The sequence below is a fragment of the Thalassotalea sp. PLHSN55 genome (genome assembly GCF_052030545.1).
Classification (GTDB): domain Bacteria; phylum Pseudomonadota; class Gammaproteobacteria; order Enterobacterales; family Alteromonadaceae; genus CANMXU01.
On the sequence record NZ_JBPDIH010000008.1, the window covers coordinates 18,756 to 34,229 of the forward strand.

The window sequence follows — 15,474 nt, forward strand, 5'->3', positions numbered from 1 at the left end:
AGTTTATAAGTGCAGATGAATAAGAAATGAAAATATTCGTATGAGGTAACTGATTGAACAGTGCTGCTCAAGCAATAAATTTTAAGTTATCAAAGCTCAAGCAATGCAGATTGAATATGTTTTTCTGCATTATTGATATCAGGATCAAATGCTAATACACCTAAGCATGGCGCAGTTATCATGGTTTTTAGTTCGTTAATATTGTCAGTTAAATAGTCCATATCAGATTGACAATTAGCGACCCAACCAATGCAATTGAGACCGTCAGCTAAGATCGCTTGATAGGTCAACATTGCATGGTTTAAACATCCAAGCTTCATATTAACCACAAGAATCACATCCATTTGCTTATTCGCGGCAAACTCAGACAAAAATACATTGTTACCTAGTGGCAGTCGCCAACCACCCGCGCCTTCAGTAATAATTACATCAGCATTGCGTTGCGCTAACTTGTTATAGCCACGTTCAATATCGGCAATTGTGATCGCACTACCTTGTTTATTCGCCGCGATATGTGGCGCAATAGGCTCTAAAAAGGCAATTGGGTTAACTTCTGCTATTGGTTGCTGGCAATTAGCCAGTGTGGTAAGTGCTAAGGCATCTTCATTAATTAACTGACCATTAACTTGTTCACAACCTGCTGAAATGGGTTTATATACCGCCACTCGTTTATTCTGTTTAACTAATGCATTAACTAAAACACGTGCGACGTAAGTTTTCCCAGCGTCGGTGTCGGTTGCGGTGATAAAAATAGCGCGAGTGTTTTTATTGGCTATTGTTTTACTCATGAACTTTAACTACTTGCGCTGAAAACAATCGATACGTTGCCGGATAAATACCGCTAGGCTCTTGGTAATTTTCATAGCATTGGGTCATTTTTTGCCATTTTTGTTTGCCCGCAAGGCCTTTGCTTTGTTTGCCTTTAACACTATTAGCACCTAATCCTTTAAGCTCGTGCGCTAAATGAAGTACGTTTTCATATTCAAGCACAATATCTTTACAATGATGATCGAGCATAGTCGACTGACTTGTAGTGATGGCATCTTTAATTTCTTGCTCGGTTTTAAAGTCGTTTACGTGTTTTTCATCGTCAACTTGTGCCCACGATGTTTTTAACTCTTCCAGTGTACCATCCATTAACGTGGTAAAGATAAACAAGCCACCTGGCTTTAATACGCGTAAAATTTCAGCAATGGCTTTATCTAACGGATCGAACCACTGAATAACTAAGTTTGAATAAATAAGATCTACCGACTCTGACTGCAATGGTAAATTAAATGCGTCAGCTTCTATCCAATCGATGTTTTTATTTCGATGCGCTTTGGCGTAATTTAGCATTTGAGTTGAAATATCTAAGCCAATCACGTGTTGATATCGACTTGCTAAAATATCAGTAAAAAAACCGGTACCTGAGCCTAAATCTAACACCGTCATATCATTTCGGTTTGGTAACCACGGCATTAAATGTTTACCGCTATACCGTTGTAAACGAGCAGAAACATCGTAAGAACTACTTGCTGCACCAAAAGTACGTGCGATTTTTAATAAATTTGAACCTGAGTCCATTAAATCATAACCTCATTAATACAATTCGCTAACTCTTTGATTTGATGCTCATTATGGGAAGAGGTTATCGTAACGCGTAACCTAGAGCTATTAGCTGGAACTGTTGGTGGCCTTATGGCAGTAACCCAAAAGCCGTTATTTTTTAATTGCGCAGCAACAGCAAGCGCCTTTTGTTCAGAACCAATAACAATTGCATGAATTGACGATTCTGTTGGTAATATTTTTATCGAAGGATCAAGTGTAGCTGAAAATAACGCACTTAATGTTGTTATTTTGTCACGACGCCAATTCTCATTAATGGTCAATTCAATGCTCTTTTTGGTTGCCCAAGCGATCGCTGGGGAAATAGCGGTTGAATAAATATAATGACGTGAAAAGTTAGTTAAATACTCAGCAACATTGTCTTCACAGGCAACAAAAGCACCACTCGTGGCTAATGCTTTGCCAAAAGTTGCCATAACAATATCAACTTTCGCTTTACTAACACTGCCTTGGCCATTGTCGCCTACTACGCCAATGCTATGGGCGTCGTCGCAATACAGCCAAGCTTGATACTGTTTGGCGAGCTTGGCGATATCGGCAAGCTTAGCTTGGCAGCCGTCCATGCTAAAGATACCTTCGGTGATAATAAGCTGATCGCGCGAAGTTGAAGTATTGAGAAATTTTTCAAGTTGAACAGTGTCATTATGCAAAAAGCGCTTACTTTTTGCTTTAGACGATAAAGCGCCATCAATTAATGACGCATGACTTAATTTGTCTAACCAAAAATTGGTATCAGCTTGGCCAAGTGAATGTAATACACCAACGTTAGCAGCAAAGCCACTAGAAAATAATAAACAGCGTGGCTTATTCAACCACTGACAAATGGTATTTTCTAAGGCTTGGTGGGCATAATGAAAGCCAGTAATTAAACTGGATGCACTCGCACTTGGCCCAAACCTGTCCACGCCCTCTTGCATCGCTTGTTTTATTGCATCTTCATGCGCTAAACCAAGATAATCATTTGAAGAAAAGTTAATGTACTGAGTACCATTAACTTTAATCATCATTTGGTGATTTTCTTCAAGGCAAATGCGCTTTCGAAAACGACTTTGCTGTTGCTGTAGATCTAATTGCTGATCAATAAAATCAAACGCCATTAAAGTAACCTAACGCGATTAGTTTACAGCGTTATAAAACAGATCACTGTTTTGCTGATCAACGACCGCGGTATTGATCTTTTCCATTTCTTGATCGTCGTCTATCGAGTTGTTTACGGTTTCAGTGTTAATACCAAGCTTTTTAAACAGTAAAACATCTTTATTTGTTTCAGGGTTTTCGGTTGTCAGTAGCTTACAACCAAAGAATATCGAGTTTGCACCGGCTAAAAAGCACATTGACTGCATTTGCTCATTCATTTCGTTACGGCCAGCTGATAAACGTACGTGACTTTTTGGCATGATGATGCGAGCAACGGCAATATTGCGAATAAAATCAAATTCGTCTAAATCGTCAACATCGGCAAGCGGCGTTCCTTCGATTTTCACTAATTTGTTAATTGGCACACTTTCTGGTTGTGGGTTTAAATTGGCAAGCTGAACTAACATTGACGTTCTATCTTTTGCTTGTTCGCCTAAACCTAAAATACCACCACTACACACTTTCATCCCAGATTTACGTACGTTAGATAACGTATCTAAACGATCTTGATGGGTACGCGTGGTAATAATTTGGTCGTAATGCTCTGCAGAGGTATCAAGGTTATGGTTGTAATAGTCTAAGCCAGCTTCACCTAAACGTGCAGCTTGTTGCTCGTCTAACATGCCTAAGGTCATACAAGTTTCTAAACCTAATTCTTTAACACCTTTTACCATATCAAGTACGTACGGCATATCACGCTCTTTAGGGTTACGCCATGCAGCGCCCATACAAAAACGTGTTGAACCTTGTGCTTTAGCCGCTTTTGCAGCCTCTAATACTTTTTCCACTTCCATTAAACGTTCTTTTTCAAGGTCAGTTTTGTAGCGTGAACTTTGTGAACAATATTTACAATCTTCTGGGCAGGCACCGGTTTTAATTGATAATAACGTACTTACTTGTACTTCATTAGCATTAAAGTTTTCACGATGAGCAAGTTGTGCTTGAAACATTAAGTCATTAAAAGGTAAGTCAAATAATGCTTGAACTTCATCTTTTGTCCAATTATGACGAACGGGAAATTGTTGCGTAGCGTTTTCAGAAACCGACATGTTTTCTACCTAAAAAGCGAAAGAATATAAATACAATTGTTGATTGCATCATTAAATTTTAACGGGTAGTCTAGCCATCAAAATAATGATGTCAACCTTGCAGTTTAATTTAAGTTTACATATGAGTAAAAATTATACAGATTTACTAGATTTTGATAAAAATAATATCTGGCACCCTTATACCTCGATGAGCAACCCATTGCCATCTTATTTTGTAGAGTCTGCCCAAGGTGTTTATTTACACCTTAGTGAAGGTAAAAAGGTCGTTGATGCAATGTCATCTTGGTGGGCAGTTGTTCATGGTTATAACCACCCTGTGCTCACTCAGGCAATTGTTGATCAAGCATCAAAAGTTTCCCATGTCATGTTTGGTGGTTTAACCCATCAACCCGCCATTGAATTGTGCCAAAAGTTAATTGAGCTAACACCTGCGCCATTAAGTAAAGTGTTTTTATCTGACAGTGGTTCGGTCTCGGTAGAAGTCGCGATGAAAATGGCTTATCAATATTGGGGCACCATTAAAAAGCGTCAAGCTAATCGTTTTAAAGCCACCGACAAAACTAAGTTACTGACAGTAAGAAATGGTTATCATGGTGATACCTTTGCTGCGATGTCGGTATGCGACCCCGTTAATGGTATGCATCAAATGTTCGAACAAGTCATTAGCCAACACTATTTTGCACCTGCGCCTAAAACAGCTTTTGGACAAGAGTGGGATAGCTGCGAACTTGATGAGCTAACAACCACTTTTAAAGATCATCACCAAGAAATCGCTGCCTTTATAATAGAACCTGTTGTTCAAGGTGCCGGCGGCATGCGTATTTATCATCCACAATATTTAGCGGCGTGTCGACAGTTGTGCGATCAATATGATGTATTATTAATTGTTGATGAAATTGCCACAGGTTTTGGCCGCACAGGAAAATTATTTGCTTGTGAATGGGCTGACATTACCCCAGATATTTTATGTTTAGGCAAGGCATTAACTGGTGGTTATATGACACTTGCAGCAACCCTTTGTAGCGAAGAAATTGCAACCACAGTCAGCGATGGCGAGGCAGGATGTTTTATGCACGGGCCAACATTTATGGGAAATCCGCTTGCTTGTGCCGTGGCTAATGCCAGTATTGATCTATTAATCACTTCGAATTGGCAAGAAAAAGTTAATACCATTCAAGCGCAACTTACCAAAGAATTATTGCCATTAGTGCGTCATAAAAGTGTTGCAGATACCCGGGTTATTGGCGCAATTGGCGTGGTTGAAACTAACAACCCGGTTAATATGGCGCATATCCAAAAGCGCTTTGTTGAAATGGGCGTTTGGATCCGCCCTTTTGGTAAGCTTATCTATATTATGCCGCCATTTATTACCACACCAGACGAACTGCGCACAGTTATTAACGCAATCGATACCGTATTAGCAGAGCCCGAGTGTTTTCTCGAAAAATAAAAGGTTGTTGACTGCTATTTATAGATGTGAAAACTAATATAAACCGCCCAAGCAATACTGATCAGCAACAGCAACACCACATTAAAATGAGTATTGTCAGTGCTTCTTCGCTGACGATACTTGTTAATTAATATGCTGGCGTAACTACTTAGACCGCTAAAAAGCAATAACATAAATAAATAACCCGTTAACGGTGTTAACCAAGCACTTCTGACTTCAATATGGTGATAACGTAATAAACCGTATGACTTTTCTGGCGCTGCGTAATACGAAACTATAAGTGCAATAATAAAGGTTAACCAACCACCTATGCTTAAAATACGAGCGATAATTTGCCAATTATCGGCTGATTTTCGTCGCTCTTTGCCTGTCCATTTTTCCATTTATAATAACTTTTTAAAAATAACCGAATAAATATGGTAAGAAATGGTATTTAATCACATTTTTTACTTGAGAAACGCTCTAAGGACTGTAACATATCATGCCCTAAACCAAGAGCAATTTTGACAGAGATAAGAGGTCATTTAATGTCAGTTATAGCAATTACGGATCTATTAGCAGGTAAATGCCCAGTTAATGAAACCGTTTCAGTGCACGGTTGGATCCGCACACGTCGTGATTCCAAAGCCGGTATTTCATTTTTAGCCATCCACGATGGTTCATGTTTTGACGCTATTCAGGCAATTGTTCCTAATGAATTAGAAAATTATGAGTCAGACGTTTTAAAACTAACCACAGGTGCTTCAGTAAAAGTTACCGGAGTATTAGTTGAATCTCCAGGTAAAGGCCAAGCGTTTGAAGTTCAAGCAACAGCGGTTGAAGTACTCGGTTTAGTTGATGATCCTGATACTTACCCTATGGCAGCGAAGCGTCACAGCATTGAATATTTACGTGAACAAGCGCATTTACGTGCTCGCACCAACATTGGCGGCGCAGTAACACGTGTTCGTAACTGTTTAGCGCAAGCGGTTCATCGCTTTTTACATAGTAAAGGTTACTTTTGGATCAGCACGCCATTAATTACTGGTAGTGACTGTGAAGGCGCTGGCGAAATGTTCCGCGTAAGTACGTTAGACATGGAAAACTTACCACGAAACGATAAAGGCGAAGTTGATTACAACCAAGACTTTTTTGGCAAAGAAACTTTCTTAACGGTATCTGGCCAATTAAACGTTGAAACCTACTGTAGCGCCCTATCAAAGGTGTATACTTTTGGTCCAACGTTCCGCGCTGAAAACTCAAACACGAGTCGTCACTTGGCTGAGTTTTGGATGATCGAGCCTGAAATCGCTTTTGCTGATTTATCAGATGCCGCCGATCTTGCTGAAGAGATGCTACGTTACGTATTTAAAGCCGTTTTAGAAGAACGTGCTGATGACATGGCGTTTTTCCAACAACGCGTTGATAAAACGGTCATCGATCGTTTAAATTCAGTAATTGAAAGCGAATTTGTTCGCATGGATTACACCGATGCGATCACTATTTTAGAAAACTGTGGCAAGAAATTTGAAAACCCAGTTGCTTGGGGTGTCGATTTAAATTCTGAGCACGAACGTTACTTAGCTGAAGAGCATGTTGGTGGCCCGGTAGTTTTACAAAACTACCCGAAAGACATTAAATCTTTCTACATGCGCTTAAACGACGACGGTAAAACCGTTGCTGCCATGGATATTTTAGCGCCAGGTATTGGTGAAATTATTGGTGGTAGTCAACGTGAAGAACGCCTTGACGTATTAGACTCGCGTTTAGCTGAAATGGGCTTAGACAAAGAAGACTACAGCTGGTACCGCGATTTACGTCGTTACGGCACTGTGCCACATTCTGGTTTTGGCTTAGGTTTTGAACGTTTAGTTGCTTATGCAACGGGTGTTTCAAACGTACGTGACGTGATCCCTTTCCCACGCACGCCAAATAATGCCGCATTCTAATTTAGTTTTTTAACACTAAGTTTTTAAAGCCTAAATGTTCAATGCTAAAATGAACAAAAATTAAGCCCTCTGTTGAGGGCTTTTTTATCGCCATAATTTGCCTTGTTAGGTATTCACCATTTGTAGTGTTTTATGCTAGGGTAATAACACCGTAATTGTTTCAAGCAAAACATTGATTGTTATGATAAAACGTATAGGAATATTAACCAGTGGTGGTGATGCACCGGGTATGAACGCAGCCATTCGTTCTGTTGTTCTTTCTGCCAGCCATTTTGATATAGAAGTACTGGGTTTTTACCACGGTTATAACGGACTAATTGCGGATAATAGCAAGATTATCACCAGTGAAGATGTCGATAGCATTATACAACTTGGCGGTACTATATTAAAAAGTGCACGTTGTGCGCAAATGCTTGAAGAAACAGGCCTTATACAAGCAGCAACCACGTTATTAAAAAATAAAGTTGATGCCTTAATTGTGATTGGTGGAGATGGCTCTTTTAACGGTTTGTTGTCATTACAACAGCATTGGTCAGGCAAAATTATCGGTATACCCGGCACCATAGATAATGATTTAGATGGCACCGATCACACCATTGGTTTTTCAACCGCAGTAAATACCGCATTAGACGCTATCGATAAAATACGTGATACCGCTGACGCATTTGAACGGGTTTTTATTATTGAGTTAATGGGGCGTCATAGCGGTCATATTACCTTTAATGTCGGCATTGCATGTGCCGCTGAACAAGTACTTTCTTTTGAAAATTTCACCAAAGGCTCTGAGCAACAAACCTTGCAAGATTTAGCCAAAGATATAAAAGCTGCAAAAGCGAATCATCATCACAGTTATATTATCGTTGTTGCCGAACACCTTTGGCAAGGTGGTGTAAATAAGCTCGCAGAAGATTTAAGCAAAGTTTCAAATATAGACTGCACGGCATGTGTTTTAGGTTATATACAACGTGGTGGTTCACCTGATGCAAAAGATAGGATCACTGCAACTAAAATGGGCGTAGCCGCGGTTCAAGGTTTACTTGATGGCAAAAGTGGCTATATGGTTGGCGAGCAAAATAATTCAATTGCCTACCTCCCGTTAAATTTGGCGGTAAAACACACTAAAACCGTGAGCGATAGCTTAGTTAGAGCACAAGATAACATTCTTGCGTTAACAGCAAAACGTTAAGTTATTTGCAGCAGCAAATTGGAATCCCACCACATATTTATCTACACTTTACAATATTGATCGTAACGTGTAGATAAAAGGTGAAGATGAAATTAAATCAGGTTCTAAGCTCAACACTTTTATTCTTTCTTTTACATGTTCCTTGGCTAAGTTATGCAAGCAATATTAAAGTCGTATTTCTCAATCCTGGTCACCCTTATCAAAATACCACAGGTCACTTTTGGCAAAATGTAAGCCAATTTATGGAGGCCGCAGCTCAAGATTTATCGATAGATTTAGTGACACTATATGCTTGTCGTGATCATATTCTGATGCAGTCGCTGGTCAATTCTATTGCACAACAAAACCCAGACTATGTGATTTTGGTAAATGAAAAAGGAAAGGCACTGAGCTTGGTGAAGAGCTTATCAAAACTTAATCTAAAAACCTTCATGTTACTTAATGGTTTAAGCAAAGGTGAAATAGCAAACTTATCGACTAATGAAAAGTCACTTAATATTGGTAGTGTAAAACCGAATAATTACAGCGCAGGTAAAAATCTACTTGCAGATCTCGTTAAACTTCATGACTCACAGCCGTTAATGCAGACTAAATTGCAACCAAAGAACATTCTAGCGCTACAAGGTGATTATTCGACACCGGCAGCACTTGAGCGCCAACAAGGTTTTAATGACTTTGCTAGGCAAAACAAAAAGCTATCGGTTGTAGATAGTACCGTTGCTAATTGGGATAAAGAAGAAGCATATACCAAAGTCAAAGGTATCTTGCAGCGTGAACGAATAGATATAATTTGGGCGGCAAACGATCCTATGGCTTTGGGGGCGAAAAAAGCCGTCGTAGAACTAAAGCCTAAACAACCTGTTATTATTGGTGGGTTTAATTGGGATGTTAAAAACTCGCAATACCCTATTGATATATCTTACGGTGGACACGTGAGTTTAGGAGCGTATGCATTAGTGATGATCAGAGATATTGCCGATAACAAACTGATGCCTAATAAAAACCATCAAGTAATTGATATATTTGAGTCGAGCAAGAGTAAATCCCAATTAACTTTTAGTGACAATTTACTTAACAATAATTTTGAACAATACGAATTTGACCGTTTTAGTTTAAGTCATAAAGCACCATTAACTTTCTCAATTGAGAACTTAATTAAGAGCTTAAAAAAAACGGGCTATTCAAGTGAATGAATAGCCCGTTTATTTGTATTTGCCTAAAACGATATTATTTTGCTCTACGCGCTGTTACCGCTTGGTCTAATTGTGCGAGTAATTTTTCAGTGTCGCCCCAACCTATGCAGGCATCAGTAATACTTTGACCATAAACATCAGCCTTACCGTCTACTAGGTCTTGACGACCTTCCACTAAATGGCTTTCTACCATAACACCAAAAATATCGTCGTTACCTGATGAAACCTGTCCACAGACATCTTCACAAACCAGCATTTGATTTTCGAATTTTTTGCTGCTGTTAGCATGGCTAAAATCGATCATGATTTTAGTATTTAAACCAGACGACGCTAATTGGTCGGTAACTTCTTTTACGCTATCGGCGTCATAATTAGTGGTTTTACCGCCACGTAAAATAATGTGACAATCTTTGTTACCTGTCGTTTCGACAATCGCTGAATGACCGTATTTAGTGACTGATAAGAAATGATGTGGTGCACTTGCCGCGCCAATCGCATCGATTGCAACTTTAATGGTGCCGTCGGTGCCGTTTTTAAAACCAACGGGGGAAGATAAACCAGACGCCAATTCACGGTGCACTTGGCTTTCTGTTGTGCGAGCACCAATCGCGCCCCAACACATAAGATCTGCCATATATTGTGGCGTGATCATATCCAAAAACTCACCTGCGGTAGGCAAACCTAAATCATTTAACTCAGCTAATAATTTACGGCCTATGCGTAAACCATCATTTAATTTAAAACTGTTATCAAGGTATGGGTCGTTAATTAAGCCTTTCCAACCCACTGTGGTACGCGGTTTTTCAAAATAAACGCGCATAACAACTTCTAACGTGCCTTTGTATTTTTCACGAAGCTCGACCAAGCGTTGACCATATTCCATGGCAGCTTTAGGATCGTGGATAGAACAAGGGCCAATAACTACTAATAAACGATCGTCGTTACCGTGATAAATGTTATGAATCGCTTCGCGTGAATTAATTACTGCTGTAGTGGCTTTTTCAGTCGCCGGAAATCGTTCCAGTAACGCTACAGGTGGCAGTAATTCTTTAATTTTGTTTATTCGAAGGTCATCAGTTTGGTAAGACATATTTTTCTCTTAAGTTGTTATTTACTACAAGTAGTTTGCATATTTATTCACGTGTAATTGAATCGCGAGTAATCTACCAGTGTTAGAGCAACAATTCCATGACAAAGATTAATTATTTTATAAAAATATTTGTTTTGTTAATTAGCGTTGAGCTTAGATTCAGTCTACTATCTGCTATAACTTGTAAGTATCAAAAAATAAGCTTGCTTTATGTATAATAACCAACTGCCATTAATCGATTTACACCGACATTTAGACGGTAACATTCGGCCGCAAACTATTTGGCAACTTGCCCAAAAAAATAACATCACTTTGCCCGAGATAAATTTTGAGAAATTTTTACCTCATGTCACCATCACTCATAATGAAGCCGACCTACTCGCTTTTTTAAAAAAGCTCGATTGGGGCGTTAAAGTATTATCAACGCTTGATGATTGTAAACGCATTGCTTTTGAAAATGTCGAAGATGTCTATCAAGCCGGTATTCGTTATGCCGAGTTACGTTTCTCCCCTTATTACATGGCAATGACACACCAACTTCCTGTTGCTGATGTGGTTGCTGCAGTCATCGACGGTGTGGCACAAGGGGTAAAACAATTTCCCGTTAAGATAAACCTAATTGGGATTTTAAGTCGCACTTTCGGTGTTGAAATTTGCCAACAAGAGTTAGATGCTTTGCTGACGCACAAAAACCATTTAGTTGCGATTGATTTAGCGGGTGACGAATACAACTTTCCTGGACATTTGTTTGTTGAGCATTTTACACAGGTAAAAAATGCAGATTTACACATTACCGTGCATGCAGGTGAAGCGGCCGGACCAGAAAGTGTTTGGCAGGCGATTAATGATTTAGGCGCTACCCGAATAGGCCATGGGGTTAATAGTTATAAAGACGAAAGCTTAATGGCTTATATGCATAAACACAGTATTGGTGTCGAGTCGTGTTTAACGTCAAATTTACAAACGGGCACTGTTAAACACTTAAATGAGCACCCGATCACCACATTTATCGAAAACCAATTATTAGTTTGCTTAAATACAGATGATCCGGCTGTTGAAGGCATTGAGCTTAAACATGAATTTGAGCTCGCACATCAAAGCTTTAATTTTGATTTGCAAACCATCAGCCAATTGCAGCAAAATGCGATTGACATGAGTTTTCTGTCAAATGCAGAAAAACGAACATTAACATCAGAATTTACAACAAAAGATTTATAACACCAGTAAAACACCCTTGATAGCAGGATAACACTGGCTAAAAACTTACTGGAAAATAACCAACATAAAGGGGTTTACCATGGCAACACCACATATTGAAGCATTAGAGCATGATTTCGCAGAAACGGTTTTAATGCCCGGCGATCCACTTAGAGCAAAGTTTATTGCCGAAAACTTTTTAGACAACGCAAAATGTGTTACTCGCGTTCGTAATATTCTCGGTTTTACCGGCACTTACAAAGGAAAACCGGTATCGGTAATGGGCTCAGGCATGGGCGTGCCTTCCATTTCGATTTATGCCACCGAGCTTTACCAAAATTACCATGTTGAAAATATTATTCGTATTGGTTCTTGTGGTGCGGTTAGAGATGACATAAAAATACGCGATATTGTGGTTGGCATGACTGCCAGTACCGATTCAAATGTTAATCGCCAACGATTTAATCATTACGACTTCTCCCCCTGTGCAGATTTTGGTTTATTACAAAAGGTTGCCAATAGTGCCGATAAACTTGGTTTAAATCTTCACGTTGGTAATATTTTTACAGCAGATTTATTTTATACACCGCAACCTGAAATGTTTAAGATGATGGAAAAATACGGCATCTTAGCAGTTGAAATGGAAGCCGCTGGCTTATACGGTGTTGCCGCCGAGTGCGGTAAGAAAGCCTTAACCGTGCTAACGGTAAGTGATCATATTAAAACCGGTGAAAAAACAACGGCTGATGAACGTGAAACAACGTTTAAAGATATGATGGAATTAACGTTAGAAAGTGTTTTATAACCTGTTAACGATTAAATAAATTGATTAGAGCGTGTTGATCTTTGCTGTTTGAATTTTGTTCGAGATAAAAGCGTTTTAATCGCGGCGTGAGGTTTGTTGCCTAGTCATCTAAGCAAAACACCTCACACAGGTTACTAGTTCCAAACGTAACCTAAGTACCTACATCCATGTAGGCAACAAAGAGTAAAAAGCTTTTAGCCGAATCCTTCGGACAGCGTTTGTTGTCATTTATACGGTGTTGGTGCTTTATCATGTGGAATAACCACACATCAAAAGCACCGCCTTGTATAAATACCCAACAAACTGCTGCAAAAACAAACTTGAAAGATCAATACGCTCTAATTATTTGGCATGTATTTATAGCTGCGTAATTATTATTAGTTAAATAAAAAGGGAACCTATTCAATAAATGATTAGGCTACCTTTTTAGTTTATACACGTAGTGCTTTTTATAAAGCAGTTCGTTAAACCTTAAATAGGTTTAATAAAAAGCAACTTTAAATTCTGCACCGACAAAACGCCCTTCGTTCACCATACCGGTACGGTTGTTAAAATCAACTGCGCCTATTGTCTGTACTTCGTCAGTTAAGTTTCTAGCAAACGCGGCAACTTCATAAGTAAAATCACCTGAATCCCAAGTGTAACCACTGCGTAAACCACCTTCTAACAGCGAATCACCTCGATACTCTAACGACTCGTATAAGAAGAAGTTAATTTCGTCTCGGTACGACCAATCGGTATAAACGTAGAACTCGCCTTCGCCAACTTCACGCGCATAGCGAGCAGTAATGTTATAAATTAACTCTGGTGCATGCGGTAAACTATTACCGTCGAGTAACGCTTTGCCATCTTCTCTGAGAGGATCCGTCACAGTACAATTGCCAAATGCACAAATGTCAGTTGCTAAAGTGTCATCATTAAATTCAGTTTTGTTGTAACTAAAATTAGCGGTAACCGTTAGGTTTTCAGTGACCATAAACTCTGAATCAAATTCAAAACCATACCCAATCGTTTCATCAACATTTTTCAATTTGTTGCCGTTATCATTACCACCAACAGCCGTTACTTGTTGATCATCTATAGTGTAGTAAAATACAGAAGCATTTACGCGGCCACGATTATCCCAAACATCTGATTTTATGCCGGTTTCAAATGATAAAATGGTTTCAGAGTCGGCAACTGTTACCGCATCAGAAAAGGCGACACGACCTTGAATACTCGGTGCTCTAAAGCCATTAGCTACGCGTGCATATAAGTTAATATCACTGCTATATTTATAACTACTACTAACATCCCAACTTACATGAGAATCATCGGTTTTAATTGGTACAGGGGCAAGTGGCCCATCAAATGCTGAGAAGTAACGTTCAGCAACAAAATCTTTTTGATCGTCTGAATAACGAATACCTGTGGTAACTGAGAACTTGTCAGTAAATTGATAATCAAATGAACCAAAAACCGCCCAAGCTTGGGTTTCTTGCTCTTGAATTGCATAAGCAGATTGAGCTGGCGGGTTAAAGGCATCAAACCCAATACTTAAAATGGTTAGGTCTTCATCAAAATAGAAAAAACCTAATTGATAATTAAAATCACCAGAAAAATTACTGGAAATACGTAACTCTTGAGTCAGTTGCTTATGGTCTGGAATTGCATCACCACTTTCAAAGGCTAGCGGAATAAAACCTGGACCTGTTGGGCCAGAGCAAAAATCTAAACCACAACCATAACCGCCATCTACATCACCTTGAGAATAAATTTCTGCCGATTCACTTGCGGTAATTGAGGTTAAGGTATAATCGCCATAATCGTATTCTAGCTTTAAACTCCAGCCTTCCGTTTGCACTTGTTGAGTCGCACGAGATGCAGAGTCGTGATAAACAACATCTGGGTCAAAACCTGCCACTAAATCATTAGTGCCTTGTTCGATAGCATTACCGTAAAAGACAATAGGTTTGCCATCTAAATCGCGCATGTGGTAATTAAGTAATGCACTAAAATCACCCTCTTCATACAATAATTGAAAACGGGCGGCTTGGTCGGTATAACCACCTAAAACATCCTTTTGCTCATTTCCAGGGGCAAGATTGTCAATGTAATCGTCTCGGTCTTGATGCAAAAGAGAGATACGCGCCGATAAATTGTCAGTTAGTGCTGTACCAAACGCGCCTTTAACATCCATGGTGTTTTTTGAACCATATGATACAGACAAATAACCATTAGCGTCTTCTTGCGAAGGTTTAACCGAATCAAGTTTAACAAGACCAGCAGGTGTATTTCGACCAAATAATGTGCCTTGTGGTCCACGAAGCACTTCTACACGCTCAACATCAAATACAGGGAAGCCTTTTAAGATCGCATTTTCTTGAACAACTTCGTCAACCACATATGAAACTGGCTGTGATGCGTTCAGATCAAAGTCTGTATTACCTAAGCCACGAATATAAAACCGAGGAAATGTGCGCCCATATGACGACTCAACCGATAAGCTCGGTATTTTGGCATTTAAAAATCGAATATCTACAGCACCAGAGGCATACGCATCAAGGTTTTCACCTTGCAATGCAGATACTGATACTGGAATTTCTTGAACATTTTCAACACGTTTACGTGCGGTGACTTCAATAACCTCTAAGCCAACGATTTCTTCGCTATCTTGTTCAGCAGCGAAAACGCTTGGCGCTGATGTTGAACAAATGGCAATAATGCCCACTTGGCAACAACGTTGCAGCAAGGTTTTGTTAAAGTTTTTCATTAAGTTAATCTCCCAAGGACTCTGTTTTATTATCTGTATATGTTGTGCTATTAAGGTTGATTTCACTCTATGGTGACTA

General features: G+C 39.3%; 13 protein-coding genes. 6 read left to right on the forward strand and 7 right to left on the reverse strand.

The window, feature by feature from the left end:
• Positions 1-89 precede the first annotated feature (89 nt).
• Genes bioD through bioB form a run of 4 tightly spaced genes read right to left on the reverse strand, consistent with a single transcriptional unit; the run spans position 90 to position 3,794 of the window.
• On the reverse strand, positions 90-788 hold the full coding sequence (gene bioD / locus ACRRSQ_RS15485; protein WP_440876675.1) for a dethiobiotin synthase: 699 nt from the start codon (positions 786-788) through the stop codon (positions 90-92).
• Positions 781-1,566: a malonyl-ACP O-methyltransferase BioC gene (gene bioC / locus ACRRSQ_RS15490; RefSeq protein WP_440876676.1), complete on the reverse strand. Its 786-nt coding sequence runs from the start codon at positions 1,564-1,566 to the stop codon at positions 781-783. The genes bioD and bioC overlap by 8 nt, the downstream gene beginning before the upstream one ends.
• On the reverse strand, positions 1,566-2,705 hold the full coding sequence (locus ACRRSQ_RS15495) for an aminotransferase class I/II-fold pyridoxal phosphate-dependent enzyme (RefSeq protein WP_440876677.1): 1,140 nt from the start codon (positions 2,703-2,705) through the stop codon (positions 1,566-1,568). The genes bioC and ACRRSQ_RS15495 overlap by 1 nt, the downstream gene beginning before the upstream one ends.
• 18 nt (positions 2,706-2,723) lie before the next feature.
• Positions 2,724-3,794 (reverse strand): biotin synthase BioB, encoded by a 1,071-nt coding sequence (bioB, locus tag ACRRSQ_RS15500; RefSeq protein WP_440876678.1) that lies wholly within the window; start codon positions 3,792-3,794, stop codon positions 2,724-2,726.
• 121 nt (positions 3,795-3,915) lie between these two features.
• Between bioB and bioA the strand changes: the two genes are divergently transcribed.
• Positions 3,916-5,244, forward strand: coding sequence for an adenosylmethionine--8-amino-7-oxononanoate transaminase (gene bioA / locus ACRRSQ_RS15505; RefSeq protein ID WP_440876679.1), 1,329 nt, complete (start codon positions 3,916-3,918; stop codon positions 5,242-5,244).
• A 14-nt stretch (positions 5,245-5,258) separates the two neighbouring features.
• On the opposite strand, the gene ACRRSQ_RS15510 is transcribed toward bioA, so the two are convergent.
• The gene (locus tag ACRRSQ_RS15510) at positions 5,259-5,627 is read right to left on the reverse strand and encodes a hypothetical protein (RefSeq protein WP_440876680.1); all 369 of its coding nucleotides are present in this window, start codon (positions 5,625-5,627) and stop codon (positions 5,259-5,261) included.
• Between the two features lie 144 nt (positions 5,628-5,771).
• Here ACRRSQ_RS15510 and asnS point away from each other — a divergent pair, with 144 nt between their 5' ends.
• The 3 genes from asnS (at position 5,772) to ACRRSQ_RS15525 (ending at position 9,551) form a co-directional block, all read left to right on the forward strand.
• Positions 5,772-7,172, forward strand: a complete 1,401-nt coding sequence (asnS, locus tag ACRRSQ_RS15515; RefSeq protein WP_440876681.1) for an asparagine--tRNA ligase — start codon at positions 5,772-5,774, stop codon at positions 7,170-7,172.
• A 181-nt stretch (positions 7,173-7,353) separates the two neighbouring features.
• Positions 7,354-8,358, forward strand: a complete 1,005-nt coding sequence (locus ACRRSQ_RS15520) for a 6-phosphofructokinase (protein WP_440876682.1) — start codon at positions 7,354-7,356, stop codon at positions 8,356-8,358.
• An 86-nt stretch (positions 8,359-8,444) separates the two neighbouring features.
• Positions 8,445-9,551 (forward strand): ABC transporter substrate-binding protein, encoded by a 1,107-nt coding sequence (locus ACRRSQ_RS15525; protein ID WP_440876683.1) that lies wholly within the window; start codon positions 8,445-8,447, stop codon positions 9,549-9,551.
• Positions 9,552-9,585: 34 nt separating this feature from the next.
• Here the strand turns inward: ACRRSQ_RS15525 and aroG are convergent, their stop codons facing one another.
• A complete protein-coding gene (aroG, locus tag ACRRSQ_RS15530) occupies positions 9,586-10,641 on the reverse strand; it encodes a 3-deoxy-7-phosphoheptulonate synthase AroG (protein WP_440876684.1) in 1,056 nt (351 codons plus the stop codon).
• 210 nt (positions 10,642-10,851) lie between these two features.
• Here aroG and add point away from each other — a divergent pair, with 210 nt between their 5' ends.
• The gene (gene add, locus ACRRSQ_RS15535) at positions 10,852-11,859 is read left to right on the forward strand and encodes an adenosine deaminase (protein WP_440876685.1); all 1,008 of its coding nucleotides are present in this window, start codon (positions 10,852-10,854) and stop codon (positions 11,857-11,859) included.
• A 79-nt stretch (positions 11,860-11,938) separates the two neighbouring features.
• Positions 11,939-12,643, forward strand: coding sequence for a purine-nucleoside phosphorylase (deoD, locus tag ACRRSQ_RS15540; RefSeq protein WP_440876686.1), 705 nt, complete (start codon positions 11,939-11,941; stop codon positions 12,641-12,643).
• Positions 12,644-13,124: 481 nt separating this feature from the next.
• Here deoD and ACRRSQ_RS15545 read toward each other — a convergent pair whose 3' ends face one another.
• Positions 13,125-15,395, reverse strand: coding sequence for a TonB-dependent receptor (locus ACRRSQ_RS15545; protein ID WP_440876687.1), 2,271 nt, complete (start codon positions 15,393-15,395; stop codon positions 13,125-13,127).
• Positions 15,396-15,474: the final 79 nt, after the last annotated feature.

Coding starts and splice junctions, on each gene's coding strand:
- bioD (WP_440876675.1), bottom strand. CDS start 788: ATGAGTAAAACAATAGCCAATAAAAACACTCGCGCTATTTTTATCACC.
- bioC (WP_440876676.1), bottom strand. CDS start 1,566: ATGGACTCAGGTTCAAATTTATTAAAAATCGCACGTACTTTTGGTGCA.
- ACRRSQ_RS15495 (WP_440876677.1), bottom strand. CDS start 2,705: ATGGCGTTTGATTTTATTGATCAGCAATTAGATCTACAGCAACAGCAA.
- bioB (WP_440876678.1), bottom strand. CDS start 3,794: ATGTCGGTTTCTGAAAACGCTACGCAACAATTTCCCGTTCGTCATAAT.
- bioA (WP_440876679.1), top strand. CDS start 3,916: ATGAGTAAAAATTATACAGATTTACTAGATTTTGATAAAAATAATATC.
- ACRRSQ_RS15510 (WP_440876680.1), bottom strand. CDS start 5,627: ATGGAAAAATGGACAGGCAAAGAGCGACGAAAATCAGCCGATAATTGG.
- asnS (WP_440876681.1), top strand. CDS start 5,772: ATGTCAGTTATAGCAATTACGGATCTATTAGCAGGTAAATGCCCAGTT.
- ACRRSQ_RS15520 (WP_440876682.1), top strand. CDS start 7,354: ATGATAAAACGTATAGGAATATTAACCAGTGGTGGTGATGCACCGGGT.
- ACRRSQ_RS15525 (WP_440876683.1), top strand. CDS start 8,445: ATGAAATTAAATCAGGTTCTAAGCTCAACACTTTTATTCTTTCTTTTA.
- aroG (WP_440876684.1), bottom strand. CDS start 10,641: ATGTCTTACCAAACTGATGACCTTCGAATAAACAAAATTAAAGAATTA.
- add (WP_440876685.1), top strand. CDS start 10,852: ATGTATAATAACCAACTGCCATTAATCGATTTACACCGACATTTAGAC.
- deoD (WP_440876686.1), top strand. CDS start 11,939: ATGGCAACACCACATATTGAAGCATTAGAGCATGATTTCGCAGAAACG.
- ACRRSQ_RS15545 (WP_440876687.1), bottom strand. CDS start 15,395: ATGAAAAACTTTAACAAAACCTTGCTGCAACGTTGTTGCCAAGTGGGC.